General features: G+C 44.6%; 13 protein-coding genes, 1 tRNA gene and 2 pseudogenes. 12 read left to right on the forward strand and 4 right to left on the reverse strand.

What is annotated here, in order from left to right:
• Nucleotides 1-188 precede the first annotated feature (188 nt).
• Nucleotides 189-437, forward strand: a pseudogene (locus tag ACLWMH_RS08445) (PcfJ domain-containing protein); the annotation flags it as partial.
• 480 nt (nucleotides 438-917) lie between these two features.
• On the opposite strand, the pseudogene ACLWMH_RS08450 reads toward ACLWMH_RS08445, so the two are convergent.
• Nucleotides 918-1022: pseudogene (locus ACLWMH_RS08450) on the reverse strand (TraQ conjugal transfer family protein); the annotation flags it as partial.
• Between the two features lie 413 nt (nucleotides 1023-1435).
• Nucleotides 1436-1615 (reverse strand): hypothetical protein, encoded by a 180-nt coding sequence (locus tag ACLWMH_RS08455; protein WP_411916223.1) that lies wholly within the window; start codon nucleotides 1613-1615, stop codon nucleotides 1436-1438.
• 260 nt (nucleotides 1616-1875) lie between these two features.
• Here ACLWMH_RS08455 and ACLWMH_RS08460 point away from each other — a divergent pair, with 260 nt between their 5' ends.
• The 7 genes from ACLWMH_RS08460 to ACLWMH_RS08490 all read left to right on the forward strand — a co-directional run bounded on the left by ACLWMH_RS08460 (nucleotide 1876) and on the right by ACLWMH_RS08490 (nucleotide 15152).
• Entirely contained in the window at nucleotides 1876-2223 is a 348-nt protein-coding gene (locus tag ACLWMH_RS08460) for a hypothetical protein (RefSeq protein WP_411916224.1), read from the forward strand.
• A gap of 27 nt (nucleotides 2224-2250) precedes the next feature.
• Nucleotides 2251-2643 carry an Imm40 family immunity protein gene (gene imm40, locus ACLWMH_RS08465; RefSeq protein ID WP_411916225.1) on the forward strand — a complete coding sequence of 131 codons (393 nt, stop codon included), beginning with the start codon at nucleotides 2251-2253 and terminating at the stop codon, nucleotides 2641-2643.
• An 84-nt stretch (nucleotides 2644-2727) separates the two neighbouring features.
• A complete protein-coding gene (locus tag ACLWMH_RS08470; protein WP_411916226.1) occupies nucleotides 2728-3501 on the forward strand; it encodes a hypothetical protein in 774 nt (257 codons plus the stop codon).
• Between the two features lie 189 nt (nucleotides 3502-3690).
• A complete protein-coding gene (locus ACLWMH_RS08475) occupies nucleotides 3691-4779 on the forward strand; it encodes a hypothetical protein (RefSeq protein WP_411916227.1) in 1089 nt (362 codons plus the stop codon).
• Nucleotides 4780-5157: 378 nt separating this feature from the next.
• Complete coding sequence (locus ACLWMH_RS08480) at nucleotides 5158-9618, forward strand: choice-of-anchor J domain-containing protein (protein ID WP_411916228.1); 4461 nt, start codon at nucleotides 5158-5160, stop codon at nucleotides 9616-9618.
• A 432-nt stretch (nucleotides 9619-10050) separates the two neighbouring features.
• Nucleotides 10051-12903 carry a leucine-rich repeat domain-containing protein gene (locus ACLWMH_RS08485; RefSeq protein ID WP_411916229.1) on the forward strand — a complete coding sequence of 951 codons (2853 nt, stop codon included), beginning with the start codon at nucleotides 10051-10053 and terminating at the stop codon, nucleotides 12901-12903.
• A gap of 17 nt (nucleotides 12904-12920) precedes the next feature.
• The gene (locus ACLWMH_RS08490; protein WP_411916230.1) at nucleotides 12921-15152 is read left to right on the forward strand and encodes a leucine-rich repeat domain-containing protein; all 2232 of its coding nucleotides are present in this window, start codon (nucleotides 12921-12923) and stop codon (nucleotides 15150-15152) included.
• Nucleotides 15153-15567: 415 nt separating this feature from the next.
• Here the strand turns inward: ACLWMH_RS08490 and ACLWMH_RS08495 are convergent, their stop codons facing one another.
• Together ACLWMH_RS08495 and ACLWMH_RS08500 are read right to left on the reverse strand one after the other, a co-directional pair.
• Entirely contained in the window at nucleotides 15568-19284 is a 3717-nt protein-coding gene (locus ACLWMH_RS08495) for an InlB B-repeat-containing protein (protein ID WP_411916231.1), read from the reverse strand.
• 692 nt (nucleotides 19285-19976) lie between these two features.
• Nucleotides 19977-21164, reverse strand: a complete 1188-nt coding sequence (locus ACLWMH_RS08500; RefSeq protein WP_411916232.1) for a porin — start codon at nucleotides 21162-21164, stop codon at nucleotides 19977-19979.
• 279 nt (nucleotides 21165-21443) lie between these two features.
• On the opposite strand from ACLWMH_RS08500, the gene ACLWMH_RS08505 reads away from it, so the two are divergent.
• From ACLWMH_RS08505 to ACLWMH_RS08520, 4 genes are all read left to right on the forward strand, one after another.
• Nucleotides 21444-21531, forward strand: a tRNA-Ser gene (locus tag ACLWMH_RS08505).
• Between the two features lie 359 nt (nucleotides 21532-21890).
• Nucleotides 21891-23132, forward strand: a complete 1242-nt coding sequence (locus ACLWMH_RS08510) for a site-specific integrase (RefSeq protein ID WP_308555888.1) — start codon at nucleotides 21891-21893, stop codon at nucleotides 23130-23132.
• Between the two features lie 27 nt (nucleotides 23133-23159).
• Complete coding sequence (locus ACLWMH_RS08515; protein ID WP_411915624.1) at nucleotides 23160-23642, forward strand: DUF1896 domain-containing protein; 483 nt, start codon at nucleotides 23160-23162, stop codon at nucleotides 23640-23642.
• Nucleotides 23643-23785: 143 nt separating this feature from the next.
• Nucleotides 23786-24133 (forward strand): hypothetical protein, encoded by a 348-nt coding sequence (locus ACLWMH_RS08520; protein ID WP_411915623.1) that lies wholly within the window; start codon nucleotides 23786-23788, stop codon nucleotides 24131-24133.
• The last annotated feature ends 39 nt before the right edge of the window (nucleotides 24134-24172 follow it).

Genomic DNA, 24172 nt, shown 5'->3' on the forward strand with positions numbered 1-24172 from the left:
TCGTTGCTTTCGGAATTCGGGCTCGGTCACGTACGCTATACGCTCCCATCACCCTTATCCTTTTGTGTGTGCCTGGTGCCCTACGTGCACCTTGCCCTCAGCGCGTGGCATCTCATCCTTCGGGCAAAGTCTTAGCACATTTGATGAATCATATGTGCGAGAATAGCACTTCGCGCAACATTCTCTAAATGGACGAAGGAGTTGAATTGCATCACTGCCTATTTTCAAATGAGTACTATCTCAAAGAAAACTCGCTCATTCTGTCGGCTACCATTGAGGGCAAGCGGATAGAAACGATAGAGGTCTCTCTTGACACACTCCAAGTAATCCAAAACCGTGGTGTGTGCAACCAAAATAGCCCATACCACGACCAAATTGTGAGCCTTGTCAATGCCAATCACCAGCTGATAAGGCAAAGAATGAAAGCCACGGCTTAAACATCTTCATATCCTAATAACAAAAGCCCCCAAAAGGAAACCGACAGACGGCAACACTTTCGGGGGCTTCTTTTCTTTGTCTTTGAGTACGAGCAGGCGACCAAAGCAAAGAAGCAAAAGAAAGTCGTAGGAAAAGGGGTTAATTACAAATACATTAGAAGTGCCAAATCTGTCATTAAATTGTTTTGCCCCTTGAATTTGGCACGATAATTGCTTGAGATAAAGTATGTCTAACATTAAGACCCCAGCTAAAGGACTGGTGTTACATTTTATGAGTATAAAACCTGGACCAAAAAGAATCGCGATAAGCACTGGTAAGCCAGACAGGAGACAGAGAGATAACAAAGAGACTCCTGGGAATACACCTTCTTTGAAGCCACATATTCACAGAAAAGGCGATTGACTTTCGGATTAGAGATTAAGAAACGTCCCTCGTGAACTTACGGGGGACGTTCTGTATTTCTTATCATAGTAAGAGTCCTATTCATTCTTTTCGTTGCTAAAGTCAAAGGAGAGATGCTGAAGCTGGCCAAAGTTGTCCCCCACGTAGATGTCAATCGTTTGGCGGTCGGTGGAGAGGGAGGATTCTTCCTCGCTGATACGTTATGCTGGAGCCAGAGTTCCGCTTGGCGTTTGACTGCAAGATCACGGTATACGACATGCTCCTTTAATTAATTGCTTGATTTGGGCTTCTGAGCGGTGAGTCTCAAAGATGCTATTGCGTTGGGCAAATGAAGAAAAAAGTTGTTATTACTTTTGTGCGTGAGTTTCTTTTCATAAAGGCAAAAGTGAAACGACAAATTGAGCCGCAGCTATACGATCATAGACACAGACAAATGAAATTAAAATTGCTTTATTTCTTAGTTCCTCCGTTTTATCTAAGCCATTGATATGAGAATACTCCTCGCAGTCGCTGTGAATGTAATAATTAGCATCATCTATTTATTAAGCATGAGCCTGATAAGTAGATTAGCTCCTGTAGCCCATCCTAATGTGGCTTATGGAGTGGCTATAATCGCTTGGGCAAGCATACTATTTACTATCCAATTCCTATTATTGCTATTGTTATTTTGGCGTAAAAGCAAATTTATTTTCTTTATTCCGCTTATTATTCCCTGCATATATGCACTAAGTATATTAGATGTATATCCCAAGCGTTCCCTTGCTTGGCTGTTCATACTGCTCGCATTGTATAGTTGCTACTATTTGTTTCTAATAAAATATGTCTTATCAGATAAAAGCCATTCTTAGCCGTAAAAATAGTTTGCGCAGTGTATCCTATATAAATCAAGCTGGGTGCAGGCAGCATTCAGGCAAAAGCTTCAGGGTATCATTCTTCTATCCGGCCATTTACCGGTGGTAAAACGGTATGCCAATGGCTAAGTACTCAAAGTTATGATGCATATAAATTTGGAATTGAAACATTAAAGAAATTTGGATGGAATCCTTAAAAAGAATAGAAACGGCTTGTAGGAGGTTTGAAGAAGCTGCAATAAAGCATGCCGAAGCAACAGAAGCTGGTAATTACACACAAGCAAACAAAAGCTATCAGGTAATAGCTAAAAGTGCTCGTTATTTAAAAGAGACAAATAACCTAAAGCAATTGTCTAAGTTTCTATATAGCGAATCTGTTGGTGTGCGTATGTGGGCAGCAACATATCTTTTGCCTATTTTTGAACGCAATGCCAGGCAAATTTTGCAAACTATTGCGAGTGACAACAATATTCATTCGCTAACAGCTAAAATAACTTTAGATGAATGGGAAAAAGGGAATCTTATATTATAGCCCTAAAGGTAACTACCGCCTCCAAGGATGAGACCATGTAGAGCGAGCAACTCAGTAGAAACGTACCACAACAACGATCATTCAAAGCGAACGGATATGAAGAGCTATTATTCCTTAATGCCGTTGGGGATTGATGCTTATGCTTTTCCCAAAGAGCAGGCACTTAACATCATTTCTAGATTAAGGAAGAATCACATCCCTATTCTGGGAGGTGATGTGTACTGCTTTAATAACGAACTTATAACGGATAGTTGTGACAGTTGGTATTGCAACTTAGAAACAGGCGAAACTCAGCAACAATTTGTGCAAAGAAGCTGTCTTGTAGCTGAAAAGTATATTGAAAGTTACCCTGAGAATAACATCGTCAAAAATCTGTTTTCAATAGTGACAGAAACAGACATCCTTGAATATCTGGAATAATAGGGAAAGCGAACTATTGCTGTCCGATATAGTTTTTTACGCTAAAAATATACCTTTGTAAAAATCTTATTTTCATTAGTACCCATGGAGTCTATACATCAGCAAGAAGAACGCATCTTCAAAGAATTTCAGAAGCTTTTAGATAATGGCAAAGGAGTATCCGGAGATGGATTGCATTACCTGGGGGAGTTTTACTACGCCAATGGTTACTGGGGGAGACTGCCCGGTAACGAAGAGACCGAATGGAAATCCTATTGCAATAAGAAACGGGGATTAGTAATCCTCACCAAAGACCTTAATGACGACATAGCGTGGGATATAAGAGAAGAGCATGGGCGCAAGAATAATTCTGAAGAGCCAACTGCGTCCATACAGTATACCTTTTATCGCAATCTTCGCTGTTGGATATATGGGTTGCTAAATATTGATCGCGATGGCCTAATGCCCGAATATCCCGCTACCGATGTAGCTCAAGAGTGCTTCGAGACGTGTCCTTGGGTAAGGATCAATCTTAAAAAAGTACCTGGAGAGAGTTCTATCAAGAAACAGGTATTGGCTGACTACGTACAAACCTCTCGCACTTTGCTATTGAGGCAATTAGAGATATATAAGGGAGCTTCAATTTACTTAGATTGCACTCGTCTGCACGGAACAGAGCTTTTGAGAGCGTTATATCCGGACGTAAAGGCTTTTGGAGAGGGAAATGATGAATGGATCTATTTCTCGGAAAAGCAGCACTTTATTATCGTAAACTCTTATCATCCGTCGTACTCTATTCCCGGTGGAGAAGCGGCTTACTACAATAGGATGAGAGAGGCTGTACACGCTTTCTTGCGGGAGCATCCAAACTTCTTATGAGGAGAACAAACTACTTACGGAAGAAAAAGCAAAGCAAGCTCTCCGCCTTGATGCATCTAAATAGCCATCCCCTTTGTGGTAGCGATGAGATCTCTTTATCTACTCTTTACAAGTGCTGCGATAAGCTAAAAGATAAAGTTATAACTTTGCCAAGTCTCAATCAAATAACCCATTATCATTACAAAGATTATGGTACATACGCACAAAGCAATACTACTTCTAATATCCATCACGCTCCTGCTTTCAAGCTGCAAAAAGCAATCCGATAAACAGGATATTGCAGAGACTGAAAGCAGTGAAGGAGAATCAGTCCAATCGAATGATGTAGTTCTTCAAAAGCTTTACGAGGCGGGAAAATTTCAGAGTGCTGACAATAACTACGAGCTCTTTGAACTGCAAGGACCGGTTAAATCTGTTTCATATTCCGGTGAGAATATGGGGCTTCCTTTTAGAAATCTCACTTTTGACAAAGATGGGAAACTTACCGAAGTAGAATACTCCGATTTGGGCGATAGGCCTTATAATATGGAGTTTGACGATATGAATAGATTGACTGCTCTAAAAGGGGGAACGTTCTACGCTAAATTTACTTATCGTGCCCAAAGCCGTAGCCTTGCTAACCTCGAATTATTAGATCAAGAAGGCGGAGTTAATAGCTATCACTTTCTCTATGATAAAGACAATAAGTTCACCACCGTAGAACGCCATACGGAATGGTGGTATGACTACGAAGCCCAAGACCGACGGAAGGAAACTATCCGCTATAACATAAAGGATCTTACGAAAGACCGTTATGGCAACTGGACCGAAAGAAAGATCCGGTCGGATAAGGGGGAACCAACTACCGTTACCCGAAAAATCAACTATATGGATCCACCCCGGCTCATATCTATTGAAAGCAAAAGCGACTTTTTCTGCTACACCACTAACGAATCCGGCTCTATTTTTCTGTATAGAATAGATAAACAAACCCATTCTATAGCCGCATTTACTCCTCCGGAAAGCAGTTACTCCTATGGTTATAAGGACATAAAGGTGGTGGGTGATCGGCTTTATGCCATTATCTACACAGGAGCTTGCGGAGCACCCGGAAATGATTGTGAAGTACACTATTACGATACTTCAAATGAGTCGTGGCACTATATCATTACCTGTGGTGTGGATTGCGAGTTTGTAGGTGGCCGAATCAAAGCTCCCATTTACATACTGACCAAAGAAGGTGCTTGCACGGCGGATAATGAATATGAGACAACCATTAAATGGATAGATATAGAGTGATGAGGCTTCGATATTCTTTACTATCTGTATATATGAAAGAACAAGAATCGAAGTATCAACCACCCAATCCAAATACACGAGGTAAGTCAACGAGTGGGGAAATAATTTTTCGGAAGAACGGGACTATACAGACGAAGTGTATAGTCCCTATTTTTCTGCCTTTTATAGTACCAATAGCAAGACTAAGACATCTAGCTGTCCATAATTTCAATGATATTTCTACTAAACATACAGAATAAATATAATATCTTTGCAAAACGAAATTTGATGCAGAAATGCCCTAATGCGACCCGGTGTGCATGATCCACAAATTCATCGCAATGGATTCTTTGGGACACTCTGCGGGAACCTAGGAAAAACGATATTATGTCGCAAAGGATGACAAAGTATTTATTTCGGTATCTGATGCTATGGATACTGAGTATGCCCCTGATACTAAGAGGGCAACAATATGTACCGTCACAAACAAAGCTTTCCGACTTGAAACTTTATGGGAGCATTATCGGTACATTTTACGAACATGGTGCGTATTATGAGGGCGATGGAATATACACCTTCTCCCCGAGTGCCCCCGGAGCAATAAAGCTCGTTAAAAAGGGGATTCGCACCTACGGAGGTGGCACTTTTGCTCAAGGGCTTTATTATAGTATCAATTATACCGAGAAAGGGAGTAAGGTTACCTTCCCCATTACGTTATATGTTTATGATACGAAGGACTGGTCGCTTAAGCAAAAATATACAAGTGTTTCTTTTTCTTCTATCGCTTCCGATTTGACTTTTGATCCGGAGACCCGGCAGATTTTCGGCTGTTTCTCCAATTCGGATTATTCCAAAGTTCAAACGCTCGGACGACTTGTCATGTCCGAGGCAAACGGCACCTCATCCTTTAGATCCGAGCCGATTGGAGAGCTTGCAGAGAGAATGGTAGGCTTAACGGCTAATCTCTCGGGCAAACTCTATGGTATCGGAGCAAGCGGTAAATTTTACAAGATAGACAAGTATACCGCCAAATGTACCCTTGTGGGAAGTACGAAGGTAGAAACCAACGCTATGTGGCAGAGTGCAACCTGTGATTACGACAGTGGAAAGATATACTGGTTCTCTACTTACAATGAATATTGGGATACCGGTGTATTCGAGATAAATCCGGAGGATGCGACGACTAAATTGGTTGCAGACTTCGGAGCCGATAAGGGAACCTCTACCTGCGAGCAGTTTACGGGTGTATTTCTGTGGCAAGCTCCTGATCTTATGGCACTTCCCAAAGAAGTAACGGATCTGAAGGTTACGCTAACCTCATTGAATACTGCCGATGTATCCTTTGTCTTACCCTCCAAGGGGGAGGACGGCGGAGATTTGCCTTCGCAATTGCAGTGGTGCGTACGCATAAATGGAGCATTGATGAAGAGTAGTACCGGAGCACCGGGAGAGAAAGTTTCGTTACCCATATCCGTCAGTACGGAAGGAAGCGCCGTTATCGGTGTTACAACCACAATAAAAGCGACTGCAGGCAAACCCGATGCAACTAGTCGAATGACTTGCGACACAGCATGGTTCGGATACGGTATTCCTCTTGCTCCATCAGATTGTATGCTTGAAGCACAGGGGCAAGATATAACGCTTTCGTGGAAAGCTCCGTCGGGCTGTGCAAAAGGGGGTTTTCTGGATGACAAAAACCTGAGCTACAAAATCGTAAGATTTATCAAAGGTAGCGAACAAGACTCCGTTATTTTGGCGGAAAATCTGGCGACTTGCTCTATTTCTGACAAGATAACTTCTCTGCAAAAGCATGTATATTACTACAAGATATTTGCAAAGAACGGACAATTTATCAGCCTACCTTTGATCTCGAAAGAAATACAAATAGGCAATGCTCTGGTGCTTCCCTATCTCAATGAGTTTGATCGAAAAGAGGATATCGATGGATTTGTCATTCTTGACAGCAATAATGACACTAATACATGGACCTATTCCGATATAGGGCAAAAAGTAGGTTACAGTGCAAATGCAAATGTTGCCGATGACTGGCTTATCACTCCGCCTGTTCAGATGAATAAAGGCGCTATATACAAAGTGACATTTAACGCAAACAACACTTATCCGGTAGAACGCATTGAAGTAGCTCTCGGCACACAACCTTCGGCAGAAGGTATGACCATTCGTCTTATAGATCCGATGGAGATTACAGTGCAAAACAGAAACATCCCCGTGAGCACCTTCTTCCGGGCGACCTCCGACGGCATCGCATACATAGGCATCCATGCCATAAGTGAGGCCAACCGAGGCTCTATTTATATCGATAATCTGAGCATAATCGAGATTCCCGTGACAGCGCCGGAATCTGTTTCCGATTTCAAGGTCATTCCCGGAGAAAAGGGAGCAAATGAGGCTCATATTACCTTTAATGCGCCCACCACGCTCCTTTCAGGCGAAAAAATAGAGGGCAAGCTTAGCATCCGGATTAATCGAGACGGCAAAACAATTAACACAATAACGGAAGCGGTACCGGGGACAGAATATTCTTATAAAGATACCTATGTTCCTACCGGGCTGCATACCTATTCAGTATTAGTCGTTTCAGCGGATGGCGTAGAGAGTATCGATAAGTCTCAACGAATATATGTGGGCATGGACGTTCCCGGAGGGGTAGTAAACCTTCGTGCCGTAGAAGACTTGAAGCAAAGCGGACGTATACATATTTCCTGGGATGCCCCCGAGAAAGGAATGAACGGAGGTTATATCGATCCCGAAAATCTGACCTATTATATTTCAATCGGATATGAAACTTCGGATCGAAATCTTGGAAAGAATACATATTACGATGACCAGCTTCCGGTCAAAGACAAGCAACTCTTTCAGGCCTATAGCGTTTATGCCGTGAATGATGCCGGATCCGGTCGAAAAGCATGGCAGACCTGTACGGCTATTGCCGGGCCTGCTGTTAAGGCTCCTATGGTAGAGTCTTTCCCCAAAGCTACAATGAAAAGCGGTCCTTGGCTTACGAAAATGACAAACGGGAAGATAGGCGAAGCGTACTGCTACTGTATGAGCGACTTCAAAGGCGTACTACCACAAGACAACGACGGAGGTATGCAATCCTTCTCTGCCACATCTCTTGGTAAATCAGCCCGAAGCGAATCCCCCAAAATAGATATAAGAGGACTGCAAAAACCCGTATTAAACTTTTGGGTACGCTTCAACGGAGTCGGTGATTCCCTGACGGTCAGCATTTCTCCCGAATACAAAGGATTTGTTCCCTTGCTGCGTTTGGAAGGAAAGGATGGCGATACGGGGTGGAACCGCTACAGTGTAGAGCTGTCTGAGGAGTATAAGACCGCATCTTTTATACAAATAGGATTTGAGGGGAAAGCAATGCATACTTTGGAGAATTTTGCCGATTATGACAATGTATCCATTGTAGAGAAAAGTGATTATGACCTTATGGCCTGGAGCTTTTCGGGTCCCGAACGAATAACTACCAACGAATACGGAAAGTTTGACTTTACGTTTCGGAATAACACCTCCCAAGAAGTATACGGAGTGGATTATGAGGTAGTTCTTTTTAAGAATGGGAAAGAAGTAAACCGTATACAGGGAGTATATGCGGATGCCGATGGTATCGCATCTGTCTCTTTCAAGGAAAAAGCGTCTGTCTTGGATCCTGAAGTAAATACTTATACGGCAGCCCTCTCTTTCTCCGAAGATCAGGTGCAGAGCAACGATACTTCAAATGAAGTAAAAGCAACCGTTATCTATCCGGACTATCCGACACCAACCGAGCTTAAGGCAATTTCAGAAAAGGGAGACGTCCGTCTTTCCTGGACCGCTCCGGATCTGATTCATCGGGCAAATAAGCGAACCCTCGATACCTTTGAGGATTATGAAGCTTTTTTGATATCTAATTTCGGAGATTGGACTACGATAGACCGTGATAAGCAGAGAACAATCCGAATTACATTACACCCCGATATGGGACCAATAGATTATCCTCATGCAGGCGAACCTATGGCGTTTCAGGTGTTCAATGTAGATAATGCGGGTATTCCTTATGCCAGTTGGGATCCTTATTCAGGAAATCAAGTATTGGCAAGCTTTGCCTGTGCTGCAGAAGGACTGATAAAGCAACAGAATGACGACTGGCTGATATCTCCGGAGCTCGATGGCTCGGCTCAAACCATCAAGTTTTTTGCGAAAGCCGGTATGGGTGCGCCTTATCTGCCGGAGCAAATAGAGCTTCTTTACTCTCTTTCCGATAAAGATCCGAACCACTTTGTCAAGGTTGGTGAGACGATTAATGTCGAAAATGTAAAGGGATGGAAAGAATATACTTTTGATGTGCCGAAAGGAAGCAAATATTTTGCGATCAGAAATGTATCAGATAAGAAATTTGCACTCCTATTAGACGATATTTCTTATATAAAAGCAGGTGCTCAACCGGAAGAATTACAGCTAAAAGGATATAATGTCTATCGTGACGGACAGAAACGGAATACCGAATACGTAACTGCCCGGGAATTTAGAGATACCGATGTGGAACCGGGTAAAGAGTATACCTATTTGGTAACCGCTGTCTATGACAAAGGCGAGTCGTTGCCTACCAATAAGGCTGCTCTCCAGATTCCCAATGGCATTTCCAATATATATTCCGGGATTGAGGTCATCGGGCTTGCAGGAGGCATTCAGATAAAAGGTGCAGACGGACAAAATGCCAAGATCTATCAAAGCAACGGTGAGCTTATTGTGGAACAAAGATTGGATAATGTCTCATTTGTATTCCTTGCGCAAGGAGCCTATATAATAGTAATTGGTGATAATGCGTATAAAACGATTGTGAAATAGTCGATAATCGTATAACGAAGAAAGTGGGTTCCCAAAAGACTTTCCGCAAAAAGAAGCTTTTGGGAACCTCTTTTTCTAAGGACAAACGAATCTCCAAAGTATAAAGATCGGAACATAGCTATGACCCAAAGTGGGCCAACCCTTAGTGGCTTCTTTTCCGATATAGCCCTTTCTCTTTTTGATAAATTAGTTTTCTTGGGCAGATAAATGTTTAAGAGTAAATAAATTGAATACATCTGCGGAGGGACTACTTTTTACGCCAGGGCAAGCATCGAATTATCTTACTTACGAGTCATCTTTTTTCAGGGTAAGACAGTGTTATCCATATCATATAGATCTAGATTTTGAGCTTTTTATTGAAATACTTTTTCTTACCTTTGGCGACAGTAAAATGAATATCAACTATAATTAAGACTTCTATTTTAAATGCTTATGGATCGAAAGTTTAATATACTTGATGTGACCCATATCCTTTCGTTATGCGCTGGGGCGCTGGTAGCGTGTCTGCTCTTTTTGGTTCCCGTGAGTACTCTCTCCGCGCAGCAGACTAATGCGCTGATTGAATTAACGACAAACAGATCCGATGCCGTGTCAATTAAGATAGCTGCAACCCAAGCAGAAACCCGGATCACCCTACAGCGAGGCTCGTGGACTCAGACAGAAACTGTGGGGACGGCAGTTAAAGAGTTGCTCATAGAGGGCTCAGGATCTAAGATAGAGATCATCGGGTCTGTCAGTGCACTAACCTGCACTGCCGGAAGAATTACAAGTTGTGTGGCTAATCAGGAGCAAACGAGGCATCCGCTAAAGAAACTCATTCTCTCCCAAAACGAGATAGCCTCCTTTAGTGTAGGTTCTTTTCCTGAGTTAACTGCTTTATCTCTCCAAGCGTGTGGACTAGAGCATATAGATCTCTCAGCAGGCTCTAAGCTTACAAATATCAATCTCAATGACAACAAGCTCCAGGAGCTAGACCTCTCCGGATGCCCTCTGCTTACACGAGTACAATTTGCAAACAATAAGCTCGACGCCTGTACCCTAGATCAGATTTATGCGACTTTGCCTACACTATCAGCCCCTGCAAGTAAGGCAAATCTAATTAATGCGAAGAGTGATGATACTAATGAAGCTAAGACGAGCAATACTTCGATAGCCGTCGATAAGAATTGGCGACCACAAATTCCGGGCGATGGCTCCGGTTGCTTGCCTGCTCAGATTACGCTTGAGACCCGACAACGCACAGAGCAGATATACTACTTGCGCTTGGCCGAGAGTGGTCCCGTCTCTTTTGAAATAGACTGGGGGGATGGACATTTGCAGCACTATGCAATGACTCAAGAGACGTCAGGTGCTAGGCTAGAGGTGAAAGGAACTCCTCTCGGAGATAAGCTAACATTCTTCGGAGACTGGACACACTTCGAGGCAAATGGAGCCGGAGCTACGGCGATCAATACTTCTCATGCACCTAATCTTATGGCGCTCTACCTACGTCGTAATAATCTTACCGAGCTAGACCTATCTAACAACCCAAAACTGCTCAAGCTCTACCTACGAGGCAACCAACTATCTTCAATCAATTTGGAGTCAACGCCTCTGCTAGAGGAGCTCTACATACGAGAGAATAATCTCAAGAGTATAGACCTCTCTCGCGTTCCCGCTCTGCAAGAGCTAGCTCTATCTCACAATCCCCTGAAGGCTCCGATAGACTTAAGTCATACCCCAAGGCTTGTTAAACTATACCTTGGGGGATTAGAACTAAATCAGCTAGACCTCTCTAATTGCCCTGAGCTATACCAACTTGAGGCTGAGAGAAATCGCTTAGAGCGTATTGACATAAGCCACTGCCGTAAGATCGGTATCATAAAGATTGCGCACAATAACTTTGACGCCTCCTCACTGACAGAGCTTTATCAAAGCCTTCCAAAGCCAGAAAGAAAGGTAGACTGGACTAATCTGACTATCGAGGGAAATCCCGGAGCGAGTACCAGCTATACAGACATCGCTATAGCTCATGGATGGCGAGTAGATGTAGCGGGTGATGGGTCTGGTGCTCTTGCACTGCCACCACATCTCCTATTGGAGACCAAGAGAGGTTATTATGACAAAATTAACCTTAAGATGCAAAGCCAACGACCGCTACAGGTGTGGGGTGCTACACTTACGGAAAATGGAGAGTATCAACTATACGCATCCAAGGTCTTAATCGTTGGAGAGATAGAGGAATTGGACGTAGCAAAGTCCGACCTCGTCAAGCTCACTACGCTACACGCTCCAAGCTTAGAGAAGTTAGACTGCTCCGAAAATCATCTTGAGTCACTAGATGTAAATCCATTTAAAGCGCTCAAAACCCTGCTCTGCTTTAGAAACAAGATGACTCGCTTGACACTGACGGACTGTCGCAATCTAGAGTGGCTAAACTGTACGGACAACGTACTTACCGAACTAAACCTGACAGGACTGTCACGTCTCAAGATTCTCTTTTGCACCTTTAATAAGCTTACCATCCTATCTACTGAGGGACTCATAGGGCTTACGCTGTTAGACTGTGGCTCTAATCGCATCAAAAGCTTAGATCTCTCCAAGGCACCGGCTATACGCGAGCTCGATTGCTCAAACAATAAAGTACTTGACGACCTATCTCTCCAGGGGTGCCAATCTTTAGCATCTTTAGATTGTAGTGGTAATGCACTGACGCATCTCTCCCTAGAGGGTCTGACTAAACTAGAGCAACTAAGATGCTACAGAAATAGGCTTACCGAACTGGACTTCTCATCCTCTCCTCGACTAGAGGCTGTCGCACTGGATTGTAATAAGATCGGAGAGCAAGCTATGGACAGACTACTTCAGACGTTGCCTCAAAAGAGTCCTACTCAACGTCCGGCAGCAGAGATACGTGTTTTAGACCTTAAAAATCCATCTGAGGCAAATGTATGCTCGCAAAGCTCTGCGGATAAGGCTCGAAAGAAGAACTGGCTCGTTATGGCTTTTAATGGAGAGCGAGACATACCTTATGAGGGTACACCATCGGGAATAGAAAAAATTTCCTCAAAGTGTGCGGAGAATCTACTCTTTTACCCTACGATCACTGATGGTATAGTCTATCTATCCGATAGAGCTCGGCAAATGATGGCTTTAACGCCTCTCGATATCTATAGCCTAAGTGGAGCGCATGTCTTACGAATTGCTTCTACTAGCGGATGTCAAGAGATAGATCTCTCCACCCTTCCCCTTGGAACATATCTCCTGGCTCTAGGGGGCTACACAGCAATAATTACATTACAATAATCATAATACGTAAAGCTATGAAACGGTTTCGTGTACTACTCATCTTAACTGTACTCCTTACTAGCCTAGGAGTCTTATCTGCACAAGAGGTCTATACCTTTGTAAATGAATCGCCCGGACAGCTAGCGGCTGACCTTGGAAGTCGCTCTGACCTTATCCACATGAAGGTCAGTGGAGCACTCAATGATGCCGATATGAAGGCGATACAAAACCAATATAGTCTCAAGATCCTTGACCTGCGGGATGCAAGCATCCTTAAGGGGAAAGTAGGCTTTAAGGAGTACGAAGCTGATGAGCTATCGAGTATTTTTGGTTATCTTCCTCTTGAGGAACTAACCCTCCCGACCTCCCTGAAAAAGCTTCAAGCGAAGGCCCTCTATAGTAATTCATTTTATCTCAAAAAGCTCATTGTCCCTTGTACAACGCCTCCCACTTGTGGAGAAGATGCCATCAAGGCTTATAGCTTTGAGAATTGCACGCTTTACGTGCCAAGCCGAGCTATCGATTCCTACAGAGCTACGGAGCCTTGGAGCGGTTTTTCAAAAATCCAGATAGATGAGGCAGGCACTCCGGGAACTCCTACCTACACGATAGAGGGGGATACCATTACGCTCCATAGAGGAGAGGGGTATAAGCTGACGTTCAATAAGGAACTTCCACAAGAAGCTAAGCTAGCTGTGAAGGATCCAAACGTGGCCATCCTCAAAGGGGACTCTATATTTGGTGCGCTCGTGGGCGTTACTCAGATTGAGCTCACGGTAGGTGAGGAGACGGATGTAGCCCACATAAAGGTTCCGGCTCAGCATAACGAGTATATAGACCCTTACATCAATTGGGCTATGACAAAAGAGCAAATCCTTGCCGAGATCGGACAGTATCCTCACAAGGATGCTGAGACCCCTCCAGCCGGCTACGAAGCCATTGAGTTTGACTTCGGCAACAAAGGTCAGAAATACGTGCTGTACTCCTTCAGCAAATCCACCGGGCTTCTAGAGTCTGTCATCATCAGGTTTATAACACCGATGGATTATAAAGACAGAAAAATGGATGCATACTTTAGCGAGAGATTTAACCTCCAGATGAATGTGGATGGTCTATCTAAACGCTTTGTAAGAGGTGATATAACGCTTGATACGAAGGTTACGAACAATCTGGCGATGGCCTCTTTCAAACCTACTGTTACCCGTTCCATCGAGCCCACAGCCTCTCGCTTGACGCTCAACTCATCTAAGACAATCGGATCACGGCTGAGTGTCTTTATCAATTCAAACACCCCCTTTGCTATAGATAGAGGTGATGGACTGACTTTGACTTACAGCGGTGGTGAGTATGGATTTGGAGATCTGAAATCCCTCCCTGTTGTGGTGGCTGGTGACTCAATACGTATCATCGGAGGAACTATTACCAAGTTTGGAATACAAAATGGAGACTTGAAAGCCGTCGTCCTTCCGAAAGACAACTCCATTAAGTATCTCAACCTAGCAAAGAATCACCTCTCCTCTCTGGACCTCTCTTCATCTACTCAGCTAGAGCACCTAGTCGTTGCAGACAATGCACTTGGGACACTAGACGCGACTCATTGTCCCGAGTTACGCTATCTCTCTGCATACTTTAACTTCCTAGACGAGCTCCATGTTACTGGATTGAAGAAGCTCGAGGTGCTCTACATCAATCACGCTAAGATTAAGCAAGTAGATCTTACGGGTTGTACCTCTCTGGTGCAATTGTGGATGTGCGATAATGCTATCAACAAGCTTGTCATGCCTGAGACGTATGATAATCTCCGAGCACTCTTCATGCGTAATACACGCTTATCCATTCCCGAGATAGAGACAATCCTTAGTAAGCTCCCTGATGTAAATCATGAGAAGATAACAGATGACAATGCTGTTTGGATGAGACAGCTCAAGCTTGAGCGTACTCCAGGCATTGATCAGGTACATCTCGCCGGTGTGATTGCTAAAGGATGGATCCCTGATATTAAGGGTATCGATACCGGCGTTGAGCGTCTGACGACTGCACACGGATGTAAAGTTTATCCGACTATATCGTCAGGTCTACTCTATGTAGATCGTCATGGCAAGACATCTCCTTGTAGCTATCAAATTGTGTCAGTGCAAGGCGAAGTCATTGCTACCGGGCTCTTGCAGCATGCAACGGAAGTCTTGACTATTGATGATCTGCCTCAAGGTTCCTATTACCTTGTGCTCAAAGAGACTGGTGAGAGCTATCCATTCTTCAGAGAGTAAGCTTCACCAGTGCCATACTAAACAAACCAAAGTGATTCCATCCGAGATCCTGTGTGAGCGCTTTCCTATCACATAATTGATCCGAGTTTCACTACAAGTATTGTATAATGCTTGCCGGAGGGGGTTGAGTCGTTTGGGTTTTGGGTCCTACTATAGGGTTTCGCCCATAGGATCAGTTGAGAGGGTTGTCACCGAGAGTGGCACCCCCTAACTGATTTGTTGTCTGGCTCTTCTCTAGACGCATTTATGCAAAGAGCTCATCTACATCTCTAAGAAAGGATTCGAAGTATTCAATATTAGAGATTAGAGGTAACGACACGATACCATGAGAAGAGCTCCGCAGGGATGTCCTACGGAGCTCTTTCTAATTACATATAGTCTGTCAGATCGAGTATAGTCTGTCAGATCAAAAGCATTAGTGCTGGACGACGAGTCGCTGTGTAGCACCCTCAGTAACTACGAGGTAGGTACCATCGCTCAGTGCGCTGAGGTTTATCTGTAGGCGTCCCAAGCGGTCAGCAGTTAGTCGCGTGATCAGCTGTCCATCCAGCGTGTAGAGTGCTACGACTGACTCAGGAGCTAAACCCGTAACAGTAGCTGACTCTCTTGCAGGGTTAGGATAGATAGAGAACGCTTGCGTAGCGACTGCATCAAGTCCTGTGTGATCCACAAACACAGCAACGACCTCCGTGTCCTTAGTGACTGTAAAGGTCTTATCCTTGAGGATGTCCTCACCATTTGCTGTGAGCGACTTGAGCTCACACTTATCGTTGGCCCCCTTAGCCACGACCGTCAGCTTCGTTCCCTCGGGAACAGCATTGAGGTCAACCTGCTCTTTGATAGATATGGTGCCGAGGTCGTTGTACTTCAATGTTACCTTGTAGGTCGTGGGCAGAGCCTTCTTGGTAAAGACAGCCTTAACCTCCGTATCACCCTTCATCTCAAAGGACTTGGCAGCTAAGATGTCCTTATCGTTTGCCGTAAGTGCGGTGAGCTCGTAGCCATCATTAGGCATAGCCTCAATGGAGACCTTGGCACCTAAAGCAACGTCAGAGGGGTTGGGCACCTCTGTACCGTCCACCTTAGCCTCTATTTTACCGCCTTCAGCAGTAGCGAGTGTCAGCTTTGGCTTTCTGAAAGTTACCTTCACCTCGCTGGACTCGTTAAAGGTCGCATTGTAGGAGTTCGCCTCTTTACTATGCACCTCCTTACCATTGACGAACCACTTGTCTACCATGTAGCCCTTGTCAGGCGCTACGCTGAAGACAATGTGAGCACCTTTCTCTACCTTGTCACCTGAGTTGATAAGCACATCATCCTCACCCTCTTTCTGTACCTTTACTGCCTCGAACTTGCCGTGCTCCCCGGCCGTGTAGGTAATCGTAATCTTCGGGATGACACTCTTGAAGTGTGCTACGATATTCGTCTCGCCAGAGATCTTCTGAGAGAGCTTATTCGGATTAGCAGAGTCCGGTGTTACGTCAGCTCCATTGATTGTAAACTTCTCGAACTCATAGCCTTCGTTTGCCACAGCCTCAAAGTCTATAAAAGAACCATCCGGTACGGTCTCACCCGTTTTGAAGATCTTATATTGACCACCTATATAACCGGTTGCCTTGACCTTACCGCCCTCAGCCGGATCAGCTGAGAAGGTGACAGCGTACTCTGCTACTGGAGCAATCTTCTTGAAGTAGACCTGAACGTCAGTATTTTCCTTAACCACAATCGTCAGCCCATTCTTCTTACCGGCATAGGTAGCTTCTTCATTATTGACTACCCACTTCTCCACTTCGTAGCCGGGTTTAATATCTGTTTCAAAGAATATATTTGAATCATAATCAACCTCATCTCCACTTTCTATGGGAGAGAAAATACCAGATGCCGGATATAGCAAGGCCGAAACCTCCCCTCCTTCAGTGGCTGCACCGTAGGTAACTTTTACCTTATTTGGCGTAGGCACATCCTGTTTGAAGTGTGCCGTGATATCGTTGGTTCCCTCTACAACCGTGTACTCGATGGATGTCTGGTTGGGATAGAGTTCCTTGCCATTGATCGTCCAGCCGGAGAGAGAGTAGCCTGTAGCAGGTGTAGCAACGAATTTGAGTATCTTGCCGATGGGGATAGAGTGACCACTGGTAACTGGAGAGTTGTCCAGTTTGTCGGTACAAGCGAGCTCTCCCTTGCCATCGTATGTAAAGGTGACGACAGCCTTAGGCGCTGCGGTGGAGGTGAAGTTAGCGACGATCGTGTTGGGCTTGTCCTTTTGAACCACGTAGGAGATCTGTGTTTTCCCCGTAAGCGTATCTACTCCATTGATAGTCCAGTTATTTAGCTTGGCCTCAGCATTGGCTGTTGCTGTAAAGTATAGGGTAGTACCCTCCTCGAAGATATCGTTAGAGTTTATCTTGTCACCCCAATATCCTAACTTTCCCTCTACGGAGCCATCTCCATTTGCGGAGAAGGTGACGGGTAGCTTTACGATCTTCCGAAAATAAGCCTTGAACTTGAGATTATCCCACACCGGGTAATCGGAGATCTTACTTACTGTATAGTGGTCACTACGTCGACCATTTATCTCCCAGTAGTCAAATGTATAGTCAAGGTTAGGACGAGCAGATACCGAAATCTTGCTACCCTCAGGTACGGGATATCCGGACTTAACCTCTTCATAGTTGAAGTCTCTAACCTCTACGCTACCTCCCTCTGCCGGAGATGCTTCATACGTTATAATGCTAGGTGTAAATCGCTCAAACTCGACATGCACCCTATCCTCTGTTTTAAAGTTGTGTGAAAACTCTTTCTTGCCTTTGTAGTAATCTTGGTTTTTATCATTGACACTCCAACTCTTCACCAAATAGAGTGAGTCTGGAATTGCTGTAAAGGTAACTCTTGTGTCTACCTTTACCGGGAAGCCCTCCTTTACCGGAAATTGCACATAGGAAGGACTAAATATACTCGCTTGGCCTGTCAGCCTGCCCCCCTCACCGGCGGAAAAGTGCACCGGGACACTCTCTGTATCGGCCCCTGTGGCAAAGTGTGCAACGATGGTGTTATCTCCATTTGTCACCTTATAGGAGAGGACGTTTCCCTTACCGATGGTATCGCCTGCTAACGTCCAGCCGACGAGATGATACCCTTCGTTAGGCTTAGCCAAAAGCACCAATTGACTCTCCTCTGCAATTACCTCACCGGTAGTTATCTCTGAAAACGAAATGTTGTAATTCTTGTCCTTTACTCGGAAGAAAGCAGCCACCTCTCCGTTTGCCTCTGCAGAGAAGTTCACGGGGAATTTGTCCTTCTGTCGTGCGACTAGCTTGACATGGGTGTCTTCCATCACTTTGTACTTTATAGAGTTGCTATTATAGCGGCTTCCATTGACCTCCCAGTAGTCTAGCTTGTAGTCCGGGTTAAACTCAGCATCAAAAGTAACCTCGGTACCACGTAGGATATCGTCTCCGGAGTTAATAGAACGCCAGTTAGCTGATGCTGCAATCGTTGCCCCTTCGGTAGCCTCAAATGTTACTTTGTTGTAGACAGGATCAACAATTTCCACAGACATTGTAGTCTCTGCAATGACAGTATAGACAACCTCCTTTTTGCCGTAGTTCTCATTATCCTTTTTCCCATTAATGGTCCAGTATCCGATTGTTTTGCCACTCTTTGGCGTAACTTCAAAAGCGACACGACTTCCTGCAGGGACATACTCGCCATCCTTGACTGATGTCCCACCCCAATAGGATGAGGAGCCGATGTGGGCTGTCATCTCGCCCTCCCCTATGACGGACATATGGATTTTATAGCCGTCAGTGGGAGCTGTCTTAAAGTGCGCTACCACGTTAAGAGGAGCTTGCAGATTGTATAGCGAAATGGCGTAATCGGTGAGATCGCTTCGCTCACCATTGATCTCCCAATACTCTAGCTGGTAGCCTTTATTGGCTGATGCAGTAAAGTTAAGATTTGTACCCGCAACGAGTTGGTCACCAGACTGGAAGTTCACCCACGGATTGAGCGCTTGCGCCGTAAGTGTACCTCCTTCCGTAGCGCTGAAAGTCACGGGATAGGTCTTCTGACCATAGAGCCGTGGCGCTGCGAATGCTAAAAAGCATAGCAGAATAGGTAGTAGTCTTTTCATAAGCTTGTAACTATATTTTGTGTATAAAAAAAGCCTCTTTGGTGATACAGGGAGCAAGCTCTCTTAGGGGCCACACTCTCCTTCCACCTCTTACTGCGCTATGGCTGGTCGCAACGTAGTAAAATGTGGAAGAAAACGTGAGGAGTTGCTGAGAACTTTCCTCGTGACAGCGAATTTAAGCATTCTTTCTATAAAAAGCTAAACTACACTCCAAACTTTATGCGTTTGGGTAGTTTTTGCTAGTTTCATCCGCTTGGCACTAGAGTTTCATCCTAATGGAACCGGAGTGCCAAACGGATGGGAAACTTTTCCCAAGCGGATGAAACTGAAGAATCATTCGGATGAAACTATTTTTTCTCTCCTACGAAATATCCCTAACCTGCGTGAGGAATGAAATCATCAAGAGAATCAAACTTCCATTCTTGGGGAGGTAGCTCTATCCATTGCATAGGATTGGCTTTCTCATCCCCTATCGAGTAATTTATAGTTACCAAACAGCGTGCCTCTGTGGCATACCGCAAGAAGCCGTTTTGACAGCGAATAGGGAATCAATCCACATGATGCTACGATTAGAGAGGAGGCATTGCCCGGTTAGCAAGAGCGAAGGAATGCATCGCGGAATTCGGAGGGTGATGTCCGTATAGCACTGCATTGATACAGCGGTGGAGATCCGCTATAGGCGCAAGTCGGGGTTAAAAGGCAAACTGGAGAGCCAGTGAGAGTAAATCGTCACGATCCTGCATGATGGGCTTATAAGCTGCATTCGCAGCGGTCTGACGGAATATAAGCTCGTAGTATAACGACACGCGGACTCGGTTGTCGTTGAAATACCCATTGAGTGCAAAAGTTGTATTATGGGAAACGCCTTCCGCAAGAAACTGAGACGGCTCCGGAGCAAATCCCTTTTCCAGTTCTCGCTTGAGGTTATAGTTGCGGGCATAGTAGCTATACTTTACCACCCCTTCAAGCGGTACACTCGTGCCACGTACAGCAATCATGGCCATGCCACCCATAAAGTCCCGCTCCTTAATAGCCCCGCCTTCGGGATTCTGCTCGGGTGCATTCTTGCCAATAGCATAGTTTTGCGTAGCTAATCCGGGTTGCCGTCCCATAATTCCCTCTAAATAGAGCTTAGCACAATAGGATTGCCGTAAAAGTGCGTAGCCCAGATGGCATCCTGCATAAGCTCGTGTATAGTGGTTGCCCTTGCTATCCGTTACATATCCGTAGAAGCCGCTTACGCCATATTTGCGCACCATTTGTTCATCCTTATGCCCTGCTTCCAAGCGAAGCACAGCATCCGGTATTGACTTACGCATGCCATGTTTGTCATTGCCCCCTATTAGAGCGGCATCAACGGTAAGGTGATTCACATAGTAGGGTTTCTGGTGGGGTAATTTATAATGTGCTGCCAGTCCAAAGTCCACATCACTGGGAAAGAGATCTTTGAAGTAAAGAGCCCGCTCAATTGTTTCCCTATCGCGACTACTTGTGGTAAGCTCCATACCGAAGGGCACCGTATTCAAGCCTGCATCAAAGCTCCACGACTTATTTTGGGGCAGCGTATAACCGATGTAGGCTTTGTAAAAATCGAGTTTATGGTCTAATATGATGATTTCGCCCTTTGCTTTCCAGCCTTTGTAGGTGCTTTCTACGCCCCAATAGCTTCTCCGTAGTCCGGCGCGTAGGAAGTATTTGCCCTGCTCATGGTGCGTACTCCCGACCGAAGGGATTCCGTTGGGTTGTGCCATTTGTACAACGGCCTGCATGTATCCGCCCGGCTTAAAGGTAGGTTTGTCTTGTGCTTGGGCAGAGGACATAGTACAGAGGAATAGAATGGCTGCAGACGTGGCGTGGAGGAGTTGGGACCTTAAATTCATACCGGTAAGCTTCGTATTTTACTGCCACAAAGGTAACACTTTGCTATGTAACATTCGGCAAATGCGTGGAGCGTATATGGGTCATTTACCATAATAAAAGGTGCCGATCCGGCACCCTTGAGAAAGTCTATTTGGAGCAGTGGGAAGTAGAGTTTGTGCCGAATTTGTTAACTTTGTGTGCGGCTAAAGTATCGTATCGCCATATGCATCCGCAGTAATGTGTATCAAGGCGTACCGAGAGCTATCCGATAGATGAAATATTCTAAAGGATTTCACTAAGGAGAGATGCCAGAGTGACCGATTGGGCCGGACTCGAAATCCGGTGAACGGCTTGTCCGTTCCGGGGGTTTGAATCCCTCTCTCTCCGCTTTAAGTACTCTGGCGGCATCGCCAGAGAGTATTACTGAAAAAGTATAAGTATCGTAATTCCAACGAGTTACGATACTTTTGTTTTATAGACCTCTACCTCTTCAGAGTAGTTACAGAGATAGCCGAAACGCCCAAAATACTCTCCAATGGCTACAATCTGGCTACACTTTTTTCTCGCAAAAAATAATTGTAGCCAAGAGTACGTAGAGAGTCTGTTTAGAGTACTTGTACATTGCTGTAGTTCAAACAATTATGTGCAACTTTGTAGGCGAGTTGTAGAGAGTTATAGCACCATAAATGTGTAGCTTTTCTGGTCGCAAACTTTCTATGCTTGGCTACAATAAAAACAGACAATGTATGCAATCAATTTTCAGAACAGCATTCTACCTTCGTAGCAACTATGTGAACAAGGAAGGAAAAACGCCAGTCATGCTACGCATCTATCTCAACAATGAGCGGATGTCACTAGGCTCCACTGGCATCACCATCGTGCAGTCCCAATGGGATCGCGAAAAAGAGCGAGTAAAAGGGCGTCACACCGAAGCTCTGAATACGAACTTGCAATTGGATAACATCCAAAGTGGTTTACAAGCCATCTTTCGCAAGTTAGAAATGACTGATGAGCTCTCGTTAGAGCGTATCAAGTCAGAACATCTTGGCAAAAAACAAGATATAGATACCATCATGCAACTCTTCGACAAACACAATGAAGATGTTGCAGCTCGAGTTGGCATCTCAGTCTCTGCGCCCACTCTTCAAAAGTATAAGGTCTGCAAAAGACGCTTTTCTGAGTTCCTAAAAGATAAACTCAGACGTAGAGACCTCAAGCTCACGGAGCTAACCTATATGATTATACATGATTTTGACCTATACCTACGCACAGTGGTGGGGCAAAATCCTAATACAGCCACTAAGACGATGAAGACCTTCAAGACTGTAGTCATTTTGGGGCAAAAGTTAGGCGTACTACATCACGACCCTTTTGTCAACTTCCGATTTCACTTAGAGCCAGTGAATAGAGGGTTCTTGACTGATGAAGAGGTCTTACAGATTGTCAACAAGGAGTTGAATATCCAGAGATTGGAGCTGGTACGAGACATCTTCATCTTTTCCTGCTTTACAGGTTTAGCCTACATTGATGTGGCTAATCTTACACCCGACAATATCGTGATGCTTGGTGGCAAAGAGTGGATTATGACTAAGCGACAGAAGACAAGCGTGGAGACCAATGTGCTGCTCCTTGATATCCCTAAGCGCATCATCAGTAAATATAGCCACCAAACTTATCGTGATGGCAAGCTCTTCCCTATCCTCAGCAATCAGAAGACCAATTCATACCTCAAAGAGATTGCAGATATATGTGGTATCAAGAAGAACTTGACTTTCCACCTAGCTCGACATACCTTTGCGACAATGTCACTGAGCAAGGGAGTTCCGATAGAGAGTGTCTCTAAAATGCTGGGTCATACCAATATCCGAACAACGCAAATCTATGCCCGTATCACCAATAAGAAGATTGAACATGACATGGAGCAGTTTGCTGACAAGCTAGGCAAGTTCAATACGGCAATGGGTATCGGGGAGAATAGCTGGCAATAAGTGCAACCATTAAAACCAAATAAGAAGATGAAGACAACGAATAAGAAAGAACTATCCTACTTCCGCTTAAAGCTAGAGAGCTACCTTAGTGAGCATTTCCCTGAAAAGGTGGAAGACAAGCCATTTATCAAGGCACGAGCTGATGAAGCTCTTACTACCTACTGTGATGCTGTGGAAGAAGGATTCTCGTATCCCGAAGCAGAGAGTATGGCGAGTGAAGTACTATATCGTGACCTGCATTTCTCCAAATACGACACGCTTGTGTCCGTCTTGGAGAATGAGTTTGAAAAGGAGCTCCCCTCCCCACTCCCCGAACGACTCTCTCGGATACTTCTCGGGAACAAGGCGATACAGAACCTATTTGACAAGTATAACCTTACGGATGAATTTGTTGCAACACCTGAGTATGATACGCTCTACACAGAACTGACAGGAACAGTTGTACTTCTTATCGAAGCTAATCAACTTCCCGCGGTAGGCAATGTGAGTGCATTAGAGTCGACAATGTAGATTATCCCTATCTCGTGCGCCTTTTGAGCTTCAAGAGCCAAGATAGTCTCTCTGCGCCATACGTCAAGAGCATATTCTATCTCTTGTCTTTATGTCGCATAGTCTCTTGGCTCTGCTCTTGAAAACTCTAAAAGACTCCGAATATGAATAGATCTCTCGTGAACAAAGACCTGCACAGTCCAGCCTTCATACGGGCAAGTGTTCCTGCAGATAAAGAGGAACCATTACAAGTTGCGTCCAAAACAACTCCAAGCAACGAGATCAAATGGTCTCGCATCATCCGACTTACCTTACTTATAGGTATCCTATCGGGTGGAGTGTACTTACTCTCTAAGTTAGTCACAGCACAGATCGTAACAGCTCTATTGATACTGATTGGTTTTGTGGTACTACGATTCATCGTTCGTACCGTTCTGCAAATCACATTTACGCTTTTACGCTACCTCTTTTGGATTGTTGTACTAGCCGTAATACTACTTTGCGTGCTATGATATAGCACCTCTCTCTCTTCAGAGAAACAACTCTTTGGG

Origin of the sequence: Porphyromonas miyakawae (assembly GCF_045865415.1) — a bacterium.
GTDB lineage: Bacteria > Bacteroidota > Bacteroidia > Bacteroidales > Porphyromonadaceae > Porphyromonas > Porphyromonas miyakawae.